Source organism: Leifsonia sp. 2MCAF36, assembly GCF_052115525.1.
In the GTDB taxonomy this organism is placed as follows: Bacteria; Actinomycetota; Actinomycetes; order Actinomycetales; family Microbacteriaceae; genus Leifsonia.
In genome coordinates, this window is the sequence record NZ_JBFRGV010000009.1 from 41317 (window position 1) to 57975 (window position 16659).

The 16659-nt window shown below is 70.1% G+C and carries 13 protein-coding genes; 10 read left to right on the forward strand and 3 right to left on the reverse strand.

Annotated elements, in window-relative coordinates; all coding sequences use genetic code 11:
• Window positions 1-27 precede the first annotated feature (27 nt).
• Window positions 28-2940: an MMPL family transporter gene (locus tag AB4079_RS14330; RefSeq protein WP_441787986.1), complete on the forward strand. Its 2913-nt coding sequence runs from the start codon at window positions 28-30 to the stop codon at window positions 2938-2940.
• The gene (locus AB4079_RS14335; protein WP_441787987.1) at window positions 2940-4820 is read left to right on the forward strand and encodes a YhgE/Pip family protein; all 1881 of its coding nucleotides are present in this window, start codon (window positions 2940-2942) and stop codon (window positions 4818-4820) included. Before AB4079_RS14330 ends, AB4079_RS14335 begins: the two co-directional genes overlap by 1 nt.
• A 6-nt stretch (window positions 4821-4826) precedes the next feature.
• Here the strand turns inward: AB4079_RS14335 and AB4079_RS14340 are convergent, their stop codons facing one another.
• Window positions 4827-6005, reverse strand: coding sequence for an SLC13 family permease (locus tag AB4079_RS14340; protein WP_441787988.1), 1179 nt, complete (start codon window positions 6003-6005; stop codon window positions 4827-4829).
• A gap of 38 nt (window positions 6006-6043) precedes the next feature.
• Between AB4079_RS14340 and AB4079_RS14345 the strand changes: the two genes are divergently transcribed.
• Both AB4079_RS14345 and AB4079_RS14350 read left to right on the forward strand, forming a co-directional pair.
• The gene (locus AB4079_RS14345; protein WP_441787989.1) at window positions 6044-6262 is read left to right on the forward strand and encodes a hypothetical protein; all 219 of its coding nucleotides are present in this window, start codon (window positions 6044-6046) and stop codon (window positions 6260-6262) included.
• A gap of 154 nt (window positions 6263-6416) precedes the next feature.
• Complete coding sequence (locus AB4079_RS14350) at window positions 6417-6869, forward strand: hypothetical protein (RefSeq protein ID WP_441787990.1); 453 nt, start codon at window positions 6417-6419, stop codon at window positions 6867-6869.
• 31 nt (window positions 6870-6900) lie between these two features.
• Here the strand turns inward: AB4079_RS14350 and AB4079_RS14355 are convergent, their stop codons facing one another.
• Window positions 6901-8277, reverse strand: a complete 1377-nt coding sequence (locus AB4079_RS14355; protein ID WP_441787991.1) for a glucose-6-phosphate dehydrogenase — start codon at window positions 8275-8277, stop codon at window positions 6901-6903.
• Window positions 8278-8306: 29 nt separating this feature from the next.
• Here AB4079_RS14355 and AB4079_RS14360 point away from each other — a divergent pair, with 29 nt between their 5' ends.
• From AB4079_RS14360 to AB4079_RS14370, 3 genes are read left to right on the forward strand one after another with little or no spacing between them, the layout of a single operon-like run.
• A complete protein-coding gene (locus AB4079_RS14360) occupies window positions 8307-10082 on the forward strand; it encodes a glycoside hydrolase family 15 protein (protein ID WP_441787992.1) in 1776 nt (591 codons plus the stop codon).
• A 14-nt stretch (window positions 10083-10096) separates the two neighbouring features.
• Window positions 10097-10384 carry an ATP-dependent Clp protease adapter ClpS gene (gene clpS, locus AB4079_RS14365; RefSeq protein ID WP_441788135.1) on the forward strand — a complete coding sequence of 96 codons (288 nt, stop codon included), beginning with the start codon at window positions 10097-10099 and terminating at the stop codon, window positions 10382-10384.
• Window positions 10381-10887, forward strand: coding sequence for a DUF2017 domain-containing protein (locus AB4079_RS14370; protein WP_441787993.1), 507 nt, complete (start codon window positions 10381-10383; stop codon window positions 10885-10887). The genes clpS and AB4079_RS14370 overlap by 4 nt, the downstream gene beginning before the upstream one ends.
• A gap of 39 nt (window positions 10888-10926) precedes the next feature.
• Here AB4079_RS14370 and AB4079_RS14375 read toward each other — a convergent pair whose 3' ends face one another.
• Window positions 10927-12048 carry a baeRF8 domain-containing protein gene (locus tag AB4079_RS14375; RefSeq protein ID WP_441787994.1) on the reverse strand — a complete coding sequence of 374 codons (1122 nt, stop codon included), beginning with the start codon at window positions 12046-12048 and terminating at the stop codon, window positions 10927-10929.
• Between the two features lie 180 nt (window positions 12049-12228).
• Here AB4079_RS14375 and AB4079_RS14380 point away from each other — a divergent pair, with 180 nt between their 5' ends.
• Genes AB4079_RS14380 through AB4079_RS14390 form a run of 3 tightly spaced genes read left to right on the forward strand, consistent with a single transcriptional unit; the run spans window position 12229 to window position 16657 of the window.
• Complete coding sequence (locus AB4079_RS14380; RefSeq protein WP_441787995.1) at window positions 12229-14304, forward strand: hypothetical protein; 2076 nt, start codon at window positions 12229-12231, stop codon at window positions 14302-14304.
• Window positions 14301-15323: a LacI family DNA-binding transcriptional regulator gene (locus AB4079_RS14385; RefSeq protein WP_441787996.1), complete on the forward strand. Its 1023-nt coding sequence runs from the start codon at window positions 14301-14303 to the stop codon at window positions 15321-15323. The genes AB4079_RS14380 and AB4079_RS14385 overlap by 4 nt, the downstream gene beginning before the upstream one ends.
• 26 nt (window positions 15324-15349) lie before the next feature.
• A complete protein-coding gene (locus AB4079_RS14390; RefSeq protein WP_441787997.1) occupies window positions 15350-16657 on the forward strand; it encodes an ABC transporter substrate-binding protein in 1308 nt (435 codons plus the stop codon).
• The last annotated feature ends 2 nt before the right edge of the window (window positions 16658-16659 follow it).

Below are 16659 nucleotides of genomic sequence, written 5' to 3' on the forward strand. Positions count from 1 at the left end.
TTTCGGTACTCACCCACTGGAGAACCCGTGTCCTCGCTCCTGTACTCGGTCGGCCGGTGGGCCTTCCGCGCCCGCAAGCTCGTCGTGATCATCTGGATCGGGCTCCTCGCCCTTCTCGGCGGCGGGGCCCTCCTCTTCAACCAGGGTACGGACAACAGCTTCAGCATTCCCGGCACCGAGTCGCAAGAGGCGCTCGACACGCTCAGTCGCACATTCCCGCAGGTCAGTGGCACGACCGCTCAGATCGTGGTCGTGGCCCCGGACGGGAAGACGGTCGACGACAGCGACATCAAGCAGCCGATCGAGGACACCGTCGGAGCCGTCAAAGAGATCGACGGCGTGTCCGGTGTCAGCTCCCCCTACTCGACTCAGGTCAAGAACCTCATCTCGGCCGACCGTTCGGCCGCCATCATCACGGTCCAGCTGAAGGGCCAGATGACCACCGTGACGGCCGAGACCAAGGCCGCGGTCAAGGAGGCCGGGGCCGACCTGGCGAAACAGCTGCCCGATGGCGCGAAGTCGGCCGTGGGCGGTCAGCTGTTCTCTCAGAACATGCCGTCACTCTCGGTGATCGAACTGCTCGGCGTCGCGATCGCCCTGGTGGTGCTGATCCTGACCTTCGGATCGTTCCTGGCGGCGGGGATGCCGCTGCTCACGGCCATCCTCGGCGTGGCCATCTCGATGTGCCTGATCTTCATCGCGACACTATTCGGCTCGATCTCCTCCACAACGCCGATGCTGGCCCTGATGCTCGGACTCGCGGTCGGCATCGACTACTCGCTCTTCATCATCTCCAGGCATCAGGGACAGTTGAAGGCCGGAGTGCCACCGGAAGAATCCGCGGCGCGCGCCGTCGCGACGGCCGGATCGGCCGTGCTCTTCGCCGGGATCACGGTGATCATCGCACTGGCGGGCCTCGCTGTGGCAGGCATCCCCTTCCTGACGACGATGGGCATCGCGGCGTCGGCTGCCGTCGCGGTGGCGGTGGTCATCGCGCTGACGCTGACGCCCGCGTTGCTCGGCTTCGCCGGCGCCCGGCTGACGCCCGGCCGGCGTGCGGCCGCCCGAGATGCGAAGCGGCGCCGGCCAACCGGAGAAGCGGAGGGGACGGCGATCGAGCACACTCCGGCGGCCGAACCGGCTCCGGCGCCGACGCAGGCCTCCGACTTCACCCATGCCGCGACGGCCGAGATTCCGCCCGGCTTCTTCCGGCGCTGGGTGCGGACCGTCACGCGCATCCCGATCGTCACCGTCGTCGCCGTCGTCGTCGGTCTGGGGATCGCGTCCCTGCCCGCGCTGCAGCTGCGGCTCGCGCTGCCGGACGCCGGCTCCCAGCCCGCGAGCTCGCCGGCCCGCGTCGCCTACGACCTGGTCTCCGAGCACTTCGGGCCGGGTTACAACGGTCCGCTGATCGTGACCGGCTCCATCATCCAGAGCAACGACCCGGTGGATCTGATGAAGAAGATCGGCGCCGAGATCGCCGATCTGCCGGGTGTCGCGTCGGTCCCGCTCGCCGTCCCGAACGCGACCGCCGACACCGGCATCGTGCAGGTCGTCCCGACCACAGGTCCGAACGACCAGAAGACCGCCGACCTCGTCGCCGAGATCCGGGGGAAGCACCAGCACTTCCTCGACGAGTACGGCGTCGACCTGAAGGTGACCGGCAACACGGCCGCGCAGATCGACGTATCGTCCCGGCTCGGCGGCGCCCTGCTGCCGTTCGGCCTGCTCGTCGTCGGGCTGTCCCTGATCCTGCTGACGATGGTCTTCCGGTCCATCGCCGTGCCGATCAAGGCGGCGCTCGGCTACCTGCTCTCGGTCGGGGCGGCTTTCGGCGCCGTGACGGTCGTGTTCGAGTGGGGCTGGCTGGCGGATGCGCTGCACGTCGACAAGACCGGCCCGATCATCTCCTTCATGCCGATCATCCTGATGGGCGTCCTCTTCGGCCTCGCCATGGACTACGAAGTGTTCCTGGTGAGCCGCATCCGCGAGGACTACGTGCACGGCGGGAACGCGCGGCGCGCCATCCAGAGCGGGTTCGTCGGCTCGGCGAAGGTGGTCACGGCCGCCGCGATCATCATGATCTCGGTCTTCGCCGCCTTCGTGCCGGAAGGCGACGCCTCGATCAAACCCATCGCCCTCGGGCTCGCCGTGGGCGTCTTCGTCGACGCGTTCCTCGTCCGGATGACGCTCGTGCCCGCCGTGCTGCAATTGCTCGGCGACAAGGCGTGGTGGATGCCGCGCTGGCTCGACCGCATCCTGCCGTCGTTCGACGTGGAGGGCGACGGCCTTCAGAAGGAGCTCGAGCTCGCGGAATGGCCGGAACCGGGCACGCAGACCGTGGCCGCGGCCGACGGCCTGACGGTGAGCGCACGCAAGCGCCGGCTGGTCGGCGACGTGTCCTTCCGGCTCGGGAACGGCGAGGCCTTCGTCGTCCACGGCGGCGACCGCACCGCCGCTCTCGCGCTCCTGATGGCGATCACCGGACGCACCCACGTCGACGGCGGGACCGTCAAGGTCGCGGGCTTCGTGCTGCCGACCCGCGGCTCGGCGGTCCGTTCGCGCACCTCGATCGTGCGCCTGGACCACTCCGAGACGCCCGTCGACGACATCCGCCGCGCCCTGGCCAGTGGGCCGCAACTGCTTGCCCTCGACGCAGCGGACTCCGTCACCGACCCGGTGGAGCGCCGTCGCATCCACGGCGAGCTGACCGCCGCGCTCAGCCGCGCCCGGGTCGAGGATCGCCCGTTCGCGATCGTCGTGAGCTGCGTGGATCCCTCCGGCCTGGACGACCTGCTGCCCTCGACCGTCGAGCCGACCGCCGTCGACCTGGACGACGCGCCCCGCCGCCCGCGTGTCGTGACCGCGGCCGACCCCACCGACCCCTCCGACTCCGACCGCGCCGAGCACGGCGCCCACCTCGAGAAGGCGAACGCCTGATGTCCACGCCCCCCTCTCCCCTGCGCCGCCCCCGGTCCCTGTTCTCGCTCGAGCGGATGCGCTCGGACAAGCGGATCACCTGGCTCACCATCGCGGGCATCCTGCTGGTCCCCATCGTCATCGGCGGTCTGCTGGTCTGGGCGCTCTGGAACCCGACCGAGCGCCTGCACGACGTGAGGGCGGCCGTCGTCAACCTCGACCAGCCGGTGAAGCTGAACGGCCAGACCGTCCCTCTCGGCCGCCAGTTGGCCGCGGGACTCCTCGACAGCACGAACGACAACTTCGACTGGGTCCTGACCGATAAGAAGGACGCGGACAAGGGCGTGGCCAGCGGCGAGTACGTGTCCGTGGTCACGATCCCCGAGAACTTCTCGAAGGCGGCGACCTCGACCGCCGGCGCGGCGTCGGCCGCGACGCAAGCCACCATCGAGGTCCGCACCAGCCCGGAGTCGAAGCTCGTGGACCCGGCCATCAGCCAGGCGGTGACCACGACGGCGACCTCGGTGCTGAACAAGCAGCTCACGTCGACGTACATCGAGAACGTCTACCTCGGCTTCAACACGCTCGGGGAGCAGCTGGGCACGGCGGCCACCGGGGCTGACAAGCTCGCGACCGGACTCACACAGCTGGCGAGCGGGACGCACCAGCTCGCCGACGGGACGTCGCAACTCGCGACGGGCGCCTCATCGCTGGCGGGCGGGGTCTCTCAGCTCGCAGACGGAACTTCCGGCCTGGCGAGCGGTCTGCAGCAGCTGTCCCAGCGCGGACCGGAGTTGAACGGGGGCGCGCAGAAGCTCGCGGACTCAGCTGCCACGGCGTCATCCACTCTGACCCCCGCTGCCGCCGCGATCACCACGGCGACGCAGCAGAACTGCGCTCCGCCGATCGTCGACCCGAAGCTCGGGGCGCTCTGCCAGGCGCTCTCCGGCCAGCTCGTCAACCTGAACACGGCGCAGGCGTACAGCGCGGGTGTCGCATCAGGCGCGCAGACCTTCGCCTCGCAGCTCGGTCAGTACACCGGCGGCGTCGCGCAGTCCGCGTCCGGCGCGCAGCAGCTCGCCTCCGGCGCCTCCCAGTCGGCGGACGGCGCGCAGCAGTTCGCGACCGGCGTGCAGCAGCTCAGCGACGGCGTCCCCGCGCTCGCCTCCGGCGCCGACCAGTCGGCGTCCGGTGCGACGTCGCTGGCCTCGGGCCTCCACACGGCGGTGAAGCAGCTCCCCCACTACGACAGCGGCGAGCGGACCAGCCTCGCGAAGGTGGCGGCCGAGCCTGTCACGCAGAAGACCTCGGGCACCGCCGCCTTCGGCAGCACGAGCATCCCGCTGTTCGCCTCCGTCGCTCTCTGGCTGGGCGCTCTCGCGACGTTCCTCGTGCTCCAGGCCCTCTCCCGTCGCGCGCTGCTGACTTCGCGCGCCGCCGGGCGCATCGCCCTGGACGGGTTCCTCCCCGCCGCCGCGCTCGGCGTGGTCCAAGGCGCCCTCGTCGCCGGAGTGATGGCGCCGGCGCTCGGGCTCGAGGTCGGGCACTGGTTCGGCTTCGCCGCGCTTGCCGCTGCGACGGGCATCGCCTTCGCCGCGGTCAACCACGGGCTGGTCGCTCTGCTCGGCGGAGTCGGGCGGTTCCTCTCGATGCTGGTCGTTGTGGTGACCCTGGCCTCCGGCATCGTGTCGACGGCGCCTGGATTCTTCGACGCCGCGCTGCCGTGGCTGCCGACCTCCCCCGCCGTCACGGCGCTGCAGGGAGCGATCGACGGCTCGGCGGATGCCTGGCGCGGGCTGGGCGGCCTGCTGCTGTGGGCGGCGTTCGGCTTCGCTCTCGCCCTGATCGCGGTCGCCCGGCGCCGCGTCATCGCCGCGGCCCAGTTGCTGCCGGCCGAGTAGCGGCGATCAGCTGGTGAACGCCAGCGCCAGTGTCGAGAGGACGACCGTCACCGGCGCGACGATCAGCCCCAGAAGCATGTAGCGGCTCCACCGGATCTCAACGTCGAAGGACGTCAAGCGCTGGTGCCAGAGCAGGGTCGCCAGCGACGCCCACGGGGTGATCAGGGGGCCGGCATTCACACCGATCAGGAGCGCGGCCAGGCGCACCGGGCTGTCCGCGACCGGCTCGAGGGCCAGGTAGGCCGGAAGGTTGTCGATCGCGTTCGCGCCGACCAGGCCGGTCATCGAGAGCCGCAGCAGGGCCAGCGGGGAGTCGCCCGTCCCCGACACCATGGCCATCAGGGTCCCGAGCCCCGCCGCGTGCAGCGCCTCGATGCACAGGAACAGTCCGAGCGCGAGCAGCACGAGCTGCCACGGCAACAGCCAAAACCTCAGCACCGTCCGCCGGCGGATCAGGAACACCACCGCGAGCACGAGCGCGGCGATCGTCGTCGGCAGCCACACCGGCAGCCCGGACACCAGCAACGGCATCAGTACGACCACGACAGCACCGGAGATCCAGAACAGCACCTGGTCTTCGATCCCGTCCTCGTCGCCTGTCTCGTAGCGGACGAGCAGCGACCGCCGCGCGATCAGGAAGACGACGACCATGGGCACCGCCATCGCGACCAGCGCCGGCGCGAGCATCAGCGACGCGAACGCTGCGGGCGACGGATCGCCCATCGTGTGCTGGGCCAGCAGGTTGGTGAGGTTGGAGACCGGGAGCAGCAGCGACCCGGCGTTCGCCATCCACACGGTCGTCAGAGCGAACGGCAGCGGGTTCAGCCCGGCGTGCCGCGCCATCACGATGACCACCGGGGTGAGCAGGACGGCCGTCGTGTCGAGCGACAGGAAGATCGTGCTCAGAGCGGCGACCAGCACGACCAGCAACCAGAGGACCCACGCTCGGCCGCGTCCCCACCGCGCCGTCTGTTGGGCCAGCGCGGTGAAGACGCCCGCTTCGGCCGCGAGTTCGGTCACCACGGTGATCGCGACGACGAAGAGCAGGATGGGCCACACCCGGTCCCACAGTTCGACGACCTCGGGAACGGGCAGCAGCCCAGCCGCCACGGCGATGCCACCGAGCACGAGGAGCACGGCGCCGACGAGTGCGGTGCGCATCCTCCTCCTCCCGGTCCAGACCATGGAAGCGTACGCTACGGGGCGACACCGAAAGGAACGGGATGCGCAAGTACCTCTTCAACGGGGCCGTGATCAGTGCGGCGATCGGCCTGTGGACCACCGTCCAGACGTCCAAGAACGGGCCGCGCGACTGGCGCATCCCTCTGATGTGGATCAACGCGGCCATCTCTCTCGCGCTGGCGGTCGGAGCGGTGGTGCAGGAGTCACGGGAGGCGTCCGAGCGCCAGTCGAAGCCGGTTCGTGCCGGAAAGGGTCGCTGACCCGCCGATTTCCGCCGATTCTCTCGGCGTGTCCAGCGGGTTCCCGCGCTGAACGTCCAGGACACTTGTAGTTATTGGTGAACCTGGAAGGGGTTGCGCGATGTTTGGTCGTAGGCGGCACGCCGCGGCAGTTCCAGCGGCTCCGGTCCCTCAGTTGACGGACGCCCAGATCCTCGAGCTCGTCCACGTCAAGGTGGCTGAGCTGATCGGCGAGAACGGTGAGTGGACGGTCGTCCGTCGCGCTCAGAACGACACCGACACCATCTTCCACTCCATCCTCGCCCAGTCCGTCTCGGTCGGTATCGCCGCCGCGATCGCCGACGCGCGTCGCCGGCTCGAGGCCGGCGAGTCGCTCTCCGAGCCGCTGCACCTCGCGCCCGCCGTCGCCGACGAACCCGTCGTGACCGTCGTCGAGCCGCTCGCCGCCGAGCCCGCAGCGTTCGTCGCGGAGACGGCCGTCGAGGGCACCCCCGCTGAGGAGGCGCCCGTCGCGGAGCTCGAGCCGGCCGCGTTCGGCTGGGAGCCCGCGCCGATCACGCAGTGGACGGACCTCCGCAGGCCGGTGACCGGCGAATTCCCGGTCATCACGCAGCGCTCAGCGGCCTGACCGCCTGCGCGCCGGCGATCGGCATGCGCCGTCAGCCCAACTCCGCCCAGTCATTCGGGCCCTCCGACCCCGCCGGGTACTCCTCGAGGGGCACTCTCCCATCGCGCCATGCCGCGATCACCGGTTCGACGATCCGCCAGCACTCGACAGCCGTGTCGGCTCGAACGGACAGCGACGGGTCGCCGTCGAGGATGCCCTCCAGCACCTCGCCGTAGGCCAGCAGGGCACCCGGCCCGAAGTCGGCCGTCAGCGTCGTCCGTTCCAGCTCGTACGGGTCGCCGCTGCCGTTGATGTTGAGCTCGATCGACATCGAGTCCGGGGCGAACAAGAGCCGCAGCTTGGCCGGCTCGCTCGCCCCCGTGAGCCCGGAGGGCACGTGCTGGGCCGGCGTGAAGGTGATCACCATCTCGCGGCGCCTGCCGCCGAGGGCCTTCCCGGAGCGCAGGGTGAACGGCACGCCCTTCCACCTCCAGGTGTCGACCTGGAGCGTCACCTCGGCGAGTGTCTCCGTCTCGCGCGACGGATCGACGCCGGCCTCGTCGGCGTACGCCGGCAGCTTCTTTCCGTCGATCTCCCCCGCGGCGTACCGTGCGCGCCGGCTGGCGGCGACCGGGTCGCCGTCCCACACCTTCGTCGCACGCAGCACCAGCTGCTTCGCGTCGCGGAGGTCGGGCGCGCCCAGGGTCGACGGAGGCTCCATGGCGAGCACCGCGATGACCTGGAGCAGGTGGCTCTGGATCATGTCCATCAGGGCACCGGCGCCGTCGTAGTACCGCGCACGGTTCTCCAGCGCCAGTGTCTCGTCGTAGATGACGTCCACCCGCTCGATGTGCAGGCCGTCCCAGATCGGCTCCAGGATGCTGTTGGCGAAGCGCACGCCGAGGATGTTGAAGACGCTGGAGCGCCCCAGGAAGTGGTCGACCCGGTGGATCTGGTCCTCGGGGACCAGCTTGGCGAGCTGTGCGTTGAGTGCGATCGCGCTCTTCCGGTCGGTGCCGAACGGCTTCTCCAGCGCGAGGGTCAGCCCCTCGGGCAGCTCGAACGTTCCCAGCGCGTGGCATGCCTTCGCGGCGATGGCGGGCGGCACCGCGAAATAGAGGGCGGGGACGCCGTCCACACTCGCCAGCAGGTCCTTCAGGTCGTCCGCGCTCGTGGCGTCGGACTTCACGTAGCGGGTCTCCTTCAGGAGCCGTTTCACGGCGTCCCCTGAGGCGTCGACGGTCGCGAACGACTTCTCGACGATCGCGCGCCAGCCGTCGTCGTCCAAATCGTCGCTGCTCGATCCGACCAACGAGAACGACCGCTTGGGCTGATCGGTGAGCAGCTGTCCGATGGCAGGGAGGAGGAGCCGTGACGTGAGATCGCCGGATGCTCCGAGAATCACAAGAGTGTCCACGGACTGCGTCATGCCCATCACAGTACGGCCATACTGGGAATATGTCGCTCCCCATCGAGGATTACGCCCTGATCAGTGACTGCTTCACCGGGGCGCTCGTCGGTAAGGACGGCAGCATCGACTGGCTGTGTCTGCCCCGCTACGACTCCCGCTCCATGTTCGGCGCTCTGCTCGGCACCGAGGACCAGGGCCGCTGGCTGCTCGCCCCCGCCGACGCGTCCGCGACCAGCACGCGCCGCTACGAGAAGGACACGATGATCCTCGTGACCCGGTGGGTGACTCCTGACGGCGAGGTGGAGGTCGTCGACCTGATGCCGATGCACGACCACCGCGCCGACATCGTGCGGCGCGTGCGCGGGGTCCGCGGCACTGTGCGCATGCAGCAGGACCTGCGGATCCGGTTCGGCTACGCGACCGCGATCCCATGGGTCCGGCAGGAGAAGGCGGAGAGTCCGCACGCACTGATCGCCGTCGCGGGCCCGGACGCGATCGTCGTCCGCGGCGCCGAGCTGCACCCGGCGAACCACTCGCATCAGGGTGAGTTCACCGTGAAGGCCGGTGAGACCGTCGACCTCACCCTCACCTGGTATCCGTCGCACCGGGACGCTCCCCCAGCGCTCGACGTCGAGGCGTCCGTGGAGCTCACCCGCGGCTGGTGGACCGAGTGGGCGAGCGGATGCGACCACCAGGGGCCGTATCGGGACGAAGTCGTCCGCTCTCTGGTGCTGCTCCGCGCGCTCTCGCACCTGGAGACCGGCGGCATCGTCGCGGCAGCCACCACGTCGCTTCCGGAGGCGTTCGGCGGCGAACGGAACTGGGACTACCGCTACGTGTGGCTGCGGGATGCGTCACTCACCATCGGCGTGCTGCTCGCCCACGGCTACAACGACTACGTCGACCACTGGCGCGACTGGCTGCTCCGGGCGATCGCCGGCGACCCCGGCGACGTGCAGATCATGTACGGCCTGGCCGGGGAACGTGACCTGGACGAGCGCATCATCGACAGCCTCCCTGGCTATCAGGGCGCGCATCCGGTGCGCATCGGCAACGGCGCCTCCACCCAGTTCCAGGCGGACGTGGTCGGTGAGGTGATGCTCGCCCTCGACCGCGGCCGACGTGCCGGCAACGCGGAGACCCGGTTCTCGTGGGCCCTCCAGCGCGCGTTGATGGGCTACCTGGAGCAGCACTGGCGGGAGCCGGATCACGGCATCTGGGAGATCCGCGACAAGCCGCGCCATTTCACCCACTCGCGGGTGCTGGTGTGGGCGGCGTTCGACTGCGCCATCCGCGCCGTCGAGGAGTACCACCTGGACGGACCGGTCGAGCGGTGGAAGCGCGAGCGCGCCGCCATCCGCGCCGACATCGAGGCCAACGGGTGGGACGCGCACCGCGGCACGTATGTTCAGCACTTCGGCAGCTCCGAGGTGGATGCGTCGCTCCTGCAGCTGGCGCCGGTCGGCTACATCGACGCCGACGACCCGCGCATGCTGGGCACGGTCCGCGCGATCGAGGAGGACCTGCTGCGGGATGGTCTGCTGCTGCGCTACCGCACCGAGTCGGGGGTCGACGGCCTCCCGCCCGGGGAGCACCCCTTCCTCGCCTGCTCGTTCTGGCTGGTGGAGCAGTACGCCGCTTCCGGCCGCCGGGAGGACGCCGTCCGCATGATGGACCGGCTGGTCGGTCTGGCGAACGATGTCGGTATGCTCTCCGAGGAATACGACGTCGAAGGCCGCTCCCACGCGGGCAACACGCCGCAGGCCCTGACGCACTTGGCCCTGGTCCGCGCGGCGGACGCGATCGGCGGTATACCGCTGTGAGTTCCAGCCCCACCATGGACGCGGGGACCCTCGAAGACACCGGCACGGACGTGCTGCTCGAGCTGGGCTCCCCGTGGATCACCATCGTCTGGAACGACCCGGTCAACCTGATGAGCTACGTGACCTACGTCTTCCAGACCTACTTCGGCTTCTCCCGCCGAGAAGCGAAACGACTGATGATGCTGGTGCACAACGAGGGTCGCGCGGTCGTCGCCACAGGAACCCGTGAGGAGATGGAGCGGCACGTGGAGGCCATGCACGACTACGGCCTATGGGCGACGCTGACCAAGGCGGACGCATGATCCCTTTCCGGAAACGGAAGGACGGCCGGGTGGTCGGGCGCTTCCAGGAGGAGGAGGCGCAGCTCCTGGTCTCCCTCGCCGAGGAGGCGATCGAACTCGCGCGTTCCGCCGCCGAACCCGACGTGACGGCCGGCTCCGACGCCGCGCTGCACAGGCTGCTGCCCGACGCGTATCCCGATGATCCGGAGGCCTCGGCGGAGTTCCGCCGGTTCACCGCGGCCGGTCTCGCCGACCGCAAGGAGGCGAACGCACGCACGGTGATCGAGTCGCTGCCCCTGGGGGATGCCGATCTGGTCGAGGTCTCCCTGGACGAGACCCAGGCCACCGCCTGGCTGCGCTCGATCACCGACATCCGCCTGGTCCTCGCCGCACGACTCGGCATCTTCGAGGACGGCGACGAGGGCGACATCCACGACGACGAGTCGGCGCTGCAACGCGTCGTATACGACTGGCTCGCCGGGGTGCAGGAGTTCCTGGTGCTGGCGCTGCAGGCGCGGCGCTGACCACGCACGCGGCGCCGACCGCTCCTACCGCTCCGACGCTCAGACCGGGTACCGCACCGCAGCGGCGACCGCCCCTCCCCCGGGCACGTCTTCGGCACGCAACGCGTACACCTTCGCCTTCGACCCGAGCGCGCGGCGCAGGATCTCGTCGACGACCCCGTAGTCGCCCGGCTCGTCGTCGCTGCCCAGGTTGATCGCCCCGGTCTCGTCGTCGACCGTCCCCGGCACGCGCCGGTCGATGTCGATCACGAGCGACTCGACCGCGCCGAACGTCGCTGCGCGAGCGATGTCGCTCAGGTCGACGAGCGCCGTTCCGGCGGCGATCCGCGCCTCGTAGTTCTCCCGGAGCGCGGCCACCTTGCCGGCGTACAGCCGGTCGAGCACGCCGCGTGCGGCGGCGGCGAGCTCCTCGTCCGTCTTCTCCTCCGGGTTGCCGCCGATCGTCTCTGCGATGAGCCGCGGGTGTTCGCCCGCTCCGCGGAAGATGCCGGCGAGCGGCTCGGCCGCGGCCAGGATGAGCGGCTCGGTCGAGTTCGCCAGCAGCGGGTGGAGGGCGCGCTCGATCGCCTGGACGTACTCCAGCATCCGCACTTTCTGGCCTTCCGAGCCCTGCAGGCGGCCGTCCGGCGAGCGCCCGCTCACCGAGGACAGCCCGACCGCCGCCGCGACGTCCCGCGGCATGCCCGGAACGTCGACGCGCTCCGGTGGCCGGTCGGGCGTGACGTGCAGCAGCCGCACGGAGTTGCCGGCGAGGGCCAGGATGAGCGCCGACTGCGGGAAGGTCAGCGCCCGGAGCAGCGGCTTGACGTAGAACCGGTCGGCGATCTCGCACGCCGTTCCGAGCCGGTTCGGAAGGCGGAACGTCTCGGAGATCTCGCCGTCGAGGAACACAGCGAGTGAGCGCGACTGATAACGCCAGAAGTCCCGGTCTTCCAGGATGCTCTCCCCTTCCGTCTGGATCGAGTGGATGCGCGACCGCGGCACCCCCAGCTTCTCGAGCGCGCGGACCGCGCTCGTCAGATGGTTCTTGAGCTCGATGCGCGCCCGGTCCGCCTCCGCCGGTGTCGTCCCGGTGGGCAGGTAGATGCTCACGCACCCGGGTTGCCGTAGTGCGGCGATCCGTTCGACGTCGGCCTTGGTGGGAATGTCCTTGTACTCCACAGGTGGTCCTCCTGCCCCGTCGGTGCGGCATCGTCGGTCGCGGTCCCGCCAGTCTCGTCGCGCTTCAGGGGCGTTCACAAGGGTCATGTTGACTTTCGCACGATCCGCGCCTACCGTCCCTTAAACCGGTTTAGATGACGACGTGGATCACGCGCCGCACGACCACGAGGGGCCGCAACGATGCGCAACCGACAACTGACCATGCCGCGGGCGGCGCTTGCGCTGACGCTGGGCGGTGCACTCGCCGTCACCGGCGTCGCGCTCCCGGCGCAGGCCGCGATTCCGGCTCAGGCGACCTCGTCCACGGTCGCCCCGGCGACGCCGAAGCTCACCAATCTGTCGCATCTCGACTTCCTCCTCGACGACGTGCCCCTCCTCGCCGGCGTGCCAGGCCACACCACCTACCGCGCGGCGGAGGAGCCGTCCGCGCGCGCTCCGTGGGTCTACGCCGACCGGCAGGCCGACGGGAGCTTCCACCGCGTCGGAGGCGGACCGATCACCGACCCGGTCCGGGGCTGGTACGCGCAGGGCGCGTACGACGCGGACGACATCTCCCGTGCCGCCGTCGTGTACCTGCGCGATTGGAAGCAGAACGGCACGGCGTCCAGTCGGACCACGGCGTATGAGCTGCTCCGTTCTCTCACCTACCTGCAGACCGCCGACGGTCCGAACGCCGGGAACGTGGTCCTCTGGCAGCAGCACGACGGGACACTGAACCCGTCGGCGATTCCGAAGGAGCTCCCGGACCCGTCCGACTCGGCCGAGTCGTTCTGGCTGGCGCGCACGGTGTGGGCGCTCGGCGAGGGCTATGCCGGCTTCCGGTCGGCCGACCCGGCGTTCGCGTCGTTCCTCGCCGACCGGATGCACCTGGCGTTGTCCGCTCTGGAGCGCCAGTCGCTCGCCCAGTACCCGCAGACACAGCTCGCAAACGGGGTCTCCGTACCGGGCTGGTTGATCGTCCGCAGTGCCGGCGCGACGGCCGAAGCGGTCCTCGGGCTGAGCGCCTTCGTGGCCGCGTCGCCGAGCGACGCCGCCGCGCACACCGCGCTGGCGCACTACGCCGACGGCATCGCCAAGCTGCAGAGCGGCGGCGTCGGCCAGTGGCCGTTCGGCGCCCTGCTCCCCGAGGCGAACTCCCCCACGTTCTGGCACGCCTGGGCCGGGATGCAGCCGGCCGCGCTCACCGCCGCCGCGGGCGTACTCGGCGACAGCACCCTCCAGACGGCAGCGACCACGGACCTCGCCCAGTTCACGGCGCAACTCCTCGCGACGGGCGGTCCGGACAACGGCTGGACGCCGACCCCGGCGGACCGCAGCCAGATCGCGTACGGCGTCGACTCCCGCGTCGAGGGGCTCATCGCCGCCTCCGACGCGACCGGAGCAACGGGGCTGGCCGCCCTGGCCGGTGCGCAGGCGGCCTGGTACTTCGGCGCCAACCGCTCCGGCGCACCGGCCTACGATCCGGCGACCGGCGTCTGCGTCGACGGCATCGCGCCGGATGGCACGGTCAACCACAACTGCGGGGCCGAGTCGGTCATCCACACGCAGCTGAGCATGCTCGCGCTTGATGCGCATCCCGCTATCGCCCGCACCGCCACCGCGCTCACCCGCACCACCGCGACCGACGGGCTCAGCGTCGTCGAGGCGGAGAGCGGGACCACGACCGGTTCCGTGACCACGGTGACCCCGCCGTCGGCATGGACCGGGTCCGCCAACTGGTCGGGCGGGGCCTATCTGCAGGCGGGCGCCGGCTCGACCGTCACGCTCACGCTCCCGGCGGGCCACCCCGCCGCGCGCATCCTGCCCATCGCCGATCTCGGACCCGGGGGCTCGGGGACGACGAGCTGGACGGCGTCCAGCTGGCGACTCACCCTTCCCCTCGGCCGCACCGACAACGTGCGCGCCGGCGCACAGGGCATCGCGCCCAGCCCGGTCTTCCTTCTGCCGCAGACGCTCGCCGTCCCCGTCCCGGCCCAAGCGACCAGCGTGACGGCGAAGGTCGACGGCACGGCACGGTTGGATGCGATCCTCGTGCAACCGATCGTGTCGCATCTCGGGCTGGCCGGCACGACGAGCCTCGACGTCTACGTCAACGCGACGAAGCTGCCTGTTCCGCAGAAGATCGACGCGACCGGTCCGGTGACCGCGACAAGCTACGACTCCGCGGGGCGGCAGGCCGGGAGCGCCCGCACCGTCGGCGCCCACGGCTTCGTGCTCGTCCTGCCGGGCGGCCTCACCACGGTGAGCCCGAAATGAGCACCGAAAGCGTCACCATCAACGACGTCGCGCGAGCGGCGGGCGTGAGCAAGTCATTGGTCTCGCTCACCCTCAACGACCGGCCCGGAGTGAAGAGCGAGACACGGGAACGCATCCTGCAGACCGCGCACGATCTCGGCTGGGCGCCGCACCCCGGTGCCCGCGGACTCACCACCCGGCGCGCCTACGCGCTCGGCCTGGTGCTCCACCGCCAGCCGCGGACGATCGAGGTCGACCCGTTCTTCGCCGCCTTCATCGCGGGCGTCGAGACCGTGCTTGCGGAGCGCGGCAACGTGCTCGTGCTGACCGTCGTGCCGGACCGGGAAGCCGAAGAGCGCGCGTACGCCCGGCTCGCCGCCGACAAGCGCGTCGACGGCTTCCTCCTGACCGATCTGCTGGCCGACGACGCGCGCATCCCCCTCATCGAACGGCTGGGCTCCTCCGCCGTGTCGCTCGGTGCGCCCCCCGGCGGCAGCCCCTTCCCGGTCATCACCCGCGACTACGACGCCGGCATCGACGACCTCGTCGCGCACCTGGTCGGTCTCGGGCATCGCCGGATCGCCCACGTCTCCGGCGACGAGCGGATGCTTCACGGTCTGCGCCGTCGCGAGCGCTTCGAGAGCGCGGCGCGGGCGGCCGGCGTCACCCCGGTCATCGTCCCCACCGACTTCTCTCCCGAGCAGGGCGCCGAGGCCACGAAGGCCCTGCTCGAGCGGGAGGACCGCCCCACGGCCATCGTCTACGGGAACGACCCCATGGCGATCGCCGGCATGGGCGTCGCGCACGAACGAGGTCTCGACCTTCCGGGCGAGCTCTCGGTCACCGGGCTGGACGGCTCCCAGATCGGGTCGTTCGTCTACCCATCCCTCACCACCCTCGACAACGACCCGGCCGGCTTCGGGCTCGCCGCCGCCACCGCACTGCTGCGGCTGGTGGAGGACGGCGAACCGGGCGACGTCGCCCTGCCCCCCGCCCGGCTGGTGGTGCGCGCTTCCACGGCGCCACCCGCAGGACGCTGAACACAATCCCATCGAAAGGCAACACCATGCGACAGAACTCCAAACGAGTGAGCAGACTCGCCGTCTCACTCCTCACCGCCGGCGTCATCGCCGGCACGCTGGCGGCGTGCGGCTCCAGCGGCGGAGGTTCCAGCGACGCCATGAAGGCGCACGGCCCCATCACCATCTGGTACTCGAACAACGCGCAGGAGGTGCAGTGGGGCAAGTCGATCGTCTCGGCCTGGAACTCCGCGCATCCCAAGGAGCAGATCAAAGCTCAGGAGGTGCCGGCGGGCAAGAGCACCGAGGAGGTCATCGGCGCCGCCATCACCGCCGGCACGACGCCGTGCCTCGTCTTCAACAACCTCCCCGCCGCGACCGGTCAGTGGCAGAAGCAGGGCGGCCTGGTCGACCTCTCCAAGTTCTCGGACGGCGCGAAGTACATCGAGGCGCGGAGCGGGGATGCGGCCAAGCAGTACAAGTCGGCCGACGGCGACTACTACCAGATGCCGTGGAAGCAGAACCCGGTGATGATCTTCTACAACAAGGCGATCTTCCAGAAGGCCGGGCTCGACCCGGAGAACCCGAAACTGTCGACCTACGCCGACTTCATGGCGGCGGCCCAGCAGATCAAGTCCTCGGGGGCAGCGCCCTACGCCATCTACCCGGCGCCGACCAGCGAGTTCTTCCAGGTCAACTTCGACTACCTGCCGCTGCTCGCGGCAGAGAGTGGCGGAAAGACCTTCATCGAAGACGGCAAGGCGACGATCACCAGCCAGGCTTCGCTCGACGTGGCGAACTTCTGGAAGCAGATCTACGCCGCCAACCTGGCCGGCAAGGAGCAATTCCAGGGTGACGCCTTCGAGGCCGGCAAGTCGGCGATGGCCATCGTGGGCCCGTGGGCGATCGCGTTCTACGGCGACAAGGTGCAGTGGGGTTCCGTCCCCGTCCCCACAAAGGACGGCAAATCGGCCGACCAGACGTACACCTTCCCGGACGCGAAGAACATCGGCATGTACACCTCGTGCAAGAACCAGGGCACGGCGTGGGATGTGATCAAGTTCGCGACCAGCAAGGCGCAGGACGGCAAGCTGCTCGAGATCACCGGCCAGATGCCGATCCGGACCGACGTGGCCACGACCTATGCGGACTACTTCAGCTCGCACCCGGCCTACAAGGAGTTCGGCGCGCAGAGCGCCCACACCGCCGACGACCCGACCGGCACCAACACCATCGCCCAGATGCAGGCTCTACGTGACGCCTACACGAAGGCGGTCGTGAACGGCAGCGGTTCGGTCGAGGACGCCTTCAAGGCCGCCGCCCAGAAGATCGACAAGCTCCAGGCCCAGAAGTAGCC

What these genes read in the sequence shown, in the direction of transcription:
- AB4079_RS14385 (WP_441787996.1), top strand. Translation starts at nt 14,301, where the DNA reads ATGAGCACCGAAAGCGTCACCATCAACGACGTCGCGCGAGCGGCGGGC.
- AB4079_RS14370 (WP_441787993.1), top strand. Translation starts at nt 10,381, where the DNA reads ATGATCCCTTTCCGGAAACGGAAGGACGGCCGGGTGGTCGGGCGCTTC.
- AB4079_RS14345 (WP_441787989.1), top strand. Translation starts at nt 6,044, where the DNA reads ATGCGCAAGTACCTCTTCAACGGGGCCGTGATCAGTGCGGCGATCGGC.
- AB4079_RS14380 (WP_441787995.1), top strand. Translation starts at nt 12,229, where the DNA reads ATGCGCAACCGACAACTGACCATGCCGCGGGCGGCGCTTGCGCTGACG.
- AB4079_RS14355 (WP_441787991.1), bottom strand. Translation starts at nt 8,277, where the DNA reads ATGACGCAGTCCGTGGACACTCTTGTGATTCTCGGAGCATCCGGCGAT.
- AB4079_RS14340 (WP_441787988.1), bottom strand. Translation starts at nt 6,005, where the DNA reads ATGGTCTGGACCGGGAGGAGGAGGATGCGCACCGCACTCGTCGGCGCC.
- clpS (WP_441788135.1), top strand. Translation starts at nt 10,097, where the DNA reads ATGGACGCGGGGACCCTCGAAGACACCGGCACGGACGTGCTGCTCGAG.
- AB4079_RS14335 (WP_441787987.1), top strand. Translation starts at nt 2,940, where the DNA reads ATGTCCACGCCCCCCTCTCCCCTGCGCCGCCCCCGGTCCCTGTTCTCG.
- AB4079_RS14360 (WP_441787992.1), top strand. Translation starts at nt 8,307, where the DNA reads ATGTCGCTCCCCATCGAGGATTACGCCCTGATCAGTGACTGCTTCACC.
- AB4079_RS14390 (WP_441787997.1), top strand. Translation starts at nt 15,350, where the DNA reads ATGCGACAGAACTCCAAACGAGTGAGCAGACTCGCCGTCTCACTCCTC.